Annotated in this window: 2 protein-coding genes; both read left to right on the top strand. The window is 48.0% G+C overall.

Going from position 1 to position 6084, the window contains the following annotated elements; genetic code table 11:
• Nucleotides 1-23: 23 nt before the first annotated feature.
• Nucleotides 24-4703 carry a beta strand repeat-containing protein gene (locus tag A4R26_RS34790; protein ID WP_207625685.1) on the top strand — a complete coding sequence of 1560 codons (4680 nt, stop codon included), beginning with the start codon at nucleotides 24-26 and terminating at the stop codon, nucleotides 4701-4703.
• Between the two features lie 240 nt (nucleotides 4704-4943).
• On the top strand, nucleotides 4944-6084 hold a 1141-nt coding region (locus A4R26_RS05495; protein WP_133054557.1), incomplete at its 3' end, for a hypothetical protein.

Raw genomic sequence — 6084 nt, 5'->3', positions numbered from 1 at the left:
CGACAAACGTAACCATCAACGCATTGCCTACGCCAACGGCGGGAAGCAACACACCGGTTTGCGCAGGATCTACATTAAACCTCACCGCCACCGGTGGTTCTACATACGCCTGGACTGGTCCGAATGGGTTTAATTCAAATATTCAGAATCCCACGATCACCAATGCAACAACGGGAGCTTCTGGTAGCTATACGGTTACTGTAACGGGTGCCAATGGTTGTATTGCCAATGCAACAACCAATGTCACCATAAACCCATTCCCAACAGCAAGCGTCGTATCAAATCAAACATATTGTAATAGCATCATAGCGCCGGTAACACCAATAACAGGCGCCGTTCCAGGCACAGCATTTATCTGGACAAACAGCAACCCGGCAATCGGACTTGCCGCGAGCGGATCAGGCAATATTCCTTCCTTTACCGCAACCAATACCACCAATGCGCCTATATCCGCAACAATAACAATCACGCCTTCGGCTAGTGGTTGTACCGGAACGCCGGTCACTTATACAATTGCTGTTAACCCAACTCCAACCACAACTGCAGTTTCAAATCAAACGCATTGCAGCAATGCCAGTGTAGCCGCAAATTCTTTAAGTGGTCCGGTTGCCGGAACAACGTTTACCTGGACGAACAGCAATACTGCTATTGGACTGGCAGCAAGCGGCACGGGTGATATTCCATCATTCACAGCCACCAATACAACAACAGCACCTATAACGGCCACCATTACCATTACGCCAACAGCCAACGGATGTACCGGCACCTCGTCTACATATACTATCACCGTTAATCCACTCCCTGCAGTTAATGCGGTCAGTAATGCTGTTTACTGTAATACGGCAGCGGGAGCAGCTATCAATTTCGCCAGTAACGTACCGGGTGCCACCTTTGCCTGGACCAGTAGTGCGAACGTAGGTTTCGGAACCAGTGGCACCGGAAACATGGGCGCATTCACCGCAAGCAATTCAACCAATGTACCGGCAGTTGCAACCATATCTGTTATAGCTACAGCAAACGGATGTGCGGGAGCCGCCACCACATTTACCATCACCGTAAACCCCATACCGGCTATAACCGCAACGCCGTCCACACAAACCGTTTGTTCAGGAACGGCAATCAATACCATCACGATCTCAAACCCCGGTAATGTTGCCGGGACCACCTACGCCTGGACGAGAGATAACACCGGGGTTTTAACCGGGCTTACTTCTGGCACCGGCTCTACTATTGCAGGTACGCTGACCAATACCACCAATACAGCCCAAAGCACCATATTCACAATAACATCGAGTGCCAGTGGGTGCACAAGCACAACCACGGCAACTGTAATTGTTAGCCCCAGGCCTGTCATTACCAATCAAACGGCTGCAATATGCAGCGGCGGAACATTTACTGTTACCCCCGCTAACGGAGGAAGTATTATTCCTGCAGGAACTACCTACTCATGGGCAGCGCCAACAGGAACCGGCCTTACAGGCGGAAGTGCAGGTTCCGGCACATCCATAACCGGCACACTAATCAATACAGGTACAGTAGTGCGCACAGCCACTTATACAGTAACGCCTGTTTCGGGTAGCTGTACAGGTAGTACGTTTACAGTATCAGTAACAGTGAACCCGGTTCCCGCTATCGCAAACCAGGCCACAACTGTATGTAGTGGAACCGCCATCAATATTACTCCTTCCGGAGTGCCAACAGGAACAACTTATACATGGAGTGCACCATCCGTAACCGGAGGAATTACAGGAGGCACAGCGGGATCGGGTTCATCAATAACAGGTACAATCACCAATACAACCGGAGCGGTACAAACGGCAACTTATACGGTAACGCCTGTAACGAATGGTTGTACCGGAAATACATTTACGGTAACGGCTACCATCAATCCGGCGACAACAATTACGACCGCACCTGCAAATATTACTGTTTGTGAAGGCAGCAGTGCAACATTTTCAGTAGCAGCTACCGGATTAAATCTTACTTACCAATGGCAGGTGCGTGCAAATGGTAATAACTTTAATAATATTGCGGGTGCAACCTCGGCAACTTATACAAAATCTCCGGTTATCGAATCGGATGAAAACAGATATAGAGTAGTAATTACCGGCTCTTGCGGTACTGCCAACCCAACGGTTGAACTAACCGTGAACCCGTTACCAGCTTGTTCTATAACAGGTACAAATACGGTTTGCCCGGGTATATCAACAACGTTTACTGCTAGTGGTGGCGGTACTTATTCCTGGACGGGACCGAACGGATTTACTGCCGGCACTCAAAACGTAACCATCAGCGACTCTGGCACCTATACGGTTACTGTAACCAACAGCAATGGTTGTAAAACCAGCTGCACCAGAACCCTGGCCTTTAATCCGACCCCAACAATAACAGTGACCCCTGCATCCGCAGCAATCTGCAGCGGAACCAGCACAACACTTACCGCCAGCGGCGCTACTTCATTTAGCTGGAACCCTGGTACCAGTTTGTCAAGCACCGTTAATGCTACAGTCGTTGCAAATCCAACCACAACTACTACGTATACTGTTACAGGGTATAATGCCAGTGGATGTTATGGCAGCACTACGGTTACCGTAACAGTTACGCCGGAAGTAGTAGGAGGAACGCTATCCCCGGCGGTAACCAATTATTGTGAAGGGGCGGCCAATAACGGCACATTGACCCTGAGCGGATATACAGGACCAATTGTAAGATGGGAAGCCTCGAACGATGGGGGAGCTAGTTGGTCAACGATTGCCAATACAGGCAATACGCTGAACTATTCTAATTTAACCCAAACAACTTTATATAGAGCATTTTTAGAAGACGGCCCCTGCTCAGCTTATTCCGGCACAGCGGTGGTGACCATTACGCCATTAGTGCCGCCTACAGGTGTAACAGCCAGTCCGGCCGAAATTTGCTTAGGAGATTCAACTACACTAACCGCAACCGCCAGTGGATATCCGCCCGGCTGGAATACCGTACAGGCTTTCAATAGCGCGAATCTGGATCAGAACGAAGGCTGGAGCGCTACAAATAATGGTGCGTCTCATAATATACAGGCCAGTGCCGATAATGAAGTTACTACACCCTGGAACTTAACCAACCCGCATACTTTTAATGGAATTCGATATGATAATCCAGACAGTGACAAATTTGCCATTGCGGCAGGGGCCATTAATACAAGTATTATTTCCGCTGCATTCAATACTATTGGATTAAGTTCAGCCACTTTCAACTTTCAGCAGGCTTTTAACCTGGGCCCCGGCGCCGTGATCACTGTAGAAATTTCAACCGATAGCGGACTTACCTGGCATACAGAACCTTTGATGAAATATACGGGTCCGTTAAATCTTGGAAACCCTAACCAGGGCTGGGTAACGACAAGCATCGATCTCTCCGATTACCTGGGTCTTGAAAATCTAAAAATAAGATGGAATTACCAGGGCACCGCCGGCAGTAACTGGGCAATTGACAATGCGGGAATCGTTCCTCCGCCGTTACCGCTGATATACAACTGGACATTGACGGATCCTGCCGGTGTACCCAGTCCATACTATCTGAATACAACAACAGGGCCAACGGTAAATGGCAGTCCCACAACGCCCGGCACATATACTTATACGGTATCCACTACCTATGGTGGTTGTGCGGGTGGAAGCATGAACGTGCCGGTCGTAGTAAAACCATTGCCTGTATGTGATATTACGGGGAATAATGCTGTTTGTCCGGGTTCAACTAATACATATAGCGCGCCGGCAATTGACGGTTACACTTACATCTGGACAATCAGCGGCGGAGCAACCATTTCGGGTGCCGCAACCGGTCAAACGGTTACAGTAGTCGCCAATAACACTTGTGGTATTTATACGCTAACACTGACTACTTCATTAAATGGATGCTCAAGTAGCACTCCATGTACGCTGGTTGTCAATGTTGTCGATAATACCGCACCGGTTGCAACGGCTCCTGCAACGCAGACTTTCCAGTGCCTTGCCGATGTGCCGGTGCCTGGTACACTTACAGCAACAGACAATTGCAGTGGAAACATTACCTCAACCGGTGTAGACGTACAAGTCGCTGATGGTTGCGGATATATTATCACCAGAACATGGACATTCACCGATGCATGCAACAACACATCATCGGTTTCTCAAATTATCAACGTGCAGGATAATACAGCGCCTGTTGTACCGGCGGCTCCTGCATCGCAAAACTTCCAGTGCCTTGTTGACGTGCCTGCTCCCGGCACATTAACAGCAACTGACAATTGCAGTGGCGACATTACCGCAACGGGTGTAGACGTTCAAGTTGCCAAAGCTTGCGGATATACTATTACAAGAACCTGGACTTTCACCGACGCATGTAACAATACATCATCGGTTTCTCAGATTATCAACGTGGCAGATGATATACCACCGGTTATTACCTGTCCACCTGCACAGGTCTTCTGTATTGTCAATAGCAATAATTACACTATTCCACCAGCAACGGCATCCGATAACTGCAGTGGCGCGGTGAATATTACTTATCAGATCACAGGAGCAACTACAAGAAGTGGAACAGGGGATGATGCAAGCGGGGTATTTAATGTCGGGGTATCGACAATAACGTGGACAGCAACAGATGTATGTGGTAATATTTCTACCTGTACATCAACAGTAACTATTAATCCAAAGCCAGCACCGATAATTTATCATAATTAATTATTACAGTTTATGAAATGTAACAGCAACCCATACAATACAAAAAATTCCGGCAGACAGGTCCGGCATTTTTGGTCAGATCTATTGCTATGGCTGCGATTGCTGGTACGCTCATTTACGCGAAAGAAAGAAAAACTGGCAGGCATCTTCTTCCATGAACCTGTTCCTGCTGTTTTGAATAAAATGATTTTGGCCACCATCATTACACCCCTAATAATTAAGAACAAAAAACTACCGAACATGAACCCAGCGAACTCAGCTAAACTGCTTATAAAATGGGGACTCATGCTGTTGTTTACAGCATTCGGAACAAATGCGATTGCCCAAGCGCCTCCTCCAACCCCCGGTGATCATTCGGTATGTATTAATACAACAAAAGAATATGGTGTGGTGCTCCATACAGGATCAACCTATGCATGGAGCATTACGCCCAATACCGGGTTTACGTTGACTCCCAATCCAACGTACCCTAATTTAATTACAGTAACCTGGACTACTCCTGGCACTTATACAATGCAGGTTATTGAAACCAATGCCGAAGGTTGTGTGGGCGACCCTGTTACTATTGTCATTACGGTGAACCCGTTGCCAACAGTAACGGTGAACTCGTCGATAGTGTGTGAAGGAACAGCGGCGACAATAACAGCAACACCGGGCGAACCAGGCACTTACACTTATGTATGGACTGTGCCGGCAGGAGTGCCTGACCCGGGTGATGTGGCCAGTTTCACATCCACAGTAGCCGGAACCTATAGTGTGGTGATCACCAATACAGCAACAGGTTGTGTGTCAGCATCAGCAAGTGGAACAATTACGGTGAATCCGTTGCCTGTATGTTCTATCACCGGCAATAATAATATGTGCCCCGGCTCCACAAATACATACAGTGCACCATTGGGTATGACAACTTACAGTTGGTCAATCAGTGGAAATGCAACTATATCTGGCGCTACAGATGGACAAACCGTTTCGGTGACTAATAATAATAGTTGTGGAAGCTTCACGCTGACCCTTACTATTACAGATGCGAACGGATGTACAAGCACATGTAACCAGACATTTGAAATTACGCAACCACCATTCACTTATAATCAACCAGCCGATACCACAGTAGCCGCCTGTACGTTCACCGATCAGGCAGCACTTGATGCAGCACTCGCAGCATGGGTAACCCAACAGACAACAGCCATTGCAGCAACCGGCGGTTGTGCACCACAGGTAACCAGTGATTACACCAACCAAAGCATCAATTTGTGTGCAGGTGGTAGTGTAACCATCACCTGGACCATCACCGACAAGTGCGATACCACTACGGCAAGTGCCATCTATACAGTGACACCGGCAACGCCTGTAGTGATCACCACTCCGGTTGCTACTACTG

Source organism: Niastella populi (assembly GCF_002078015.1).
Classification (GTDB): domain Bacteria; phylum Bacteroidota; class Bacteroidia; order Chitinophagales; family Chitinophagaceae; genus Niastella; species Niastella populi.
The sequence above is the reverse complement of the archived record's forward strand: the minus strand, read 5'-3'. Positions and strand labels throughout refer to the sequence as shown.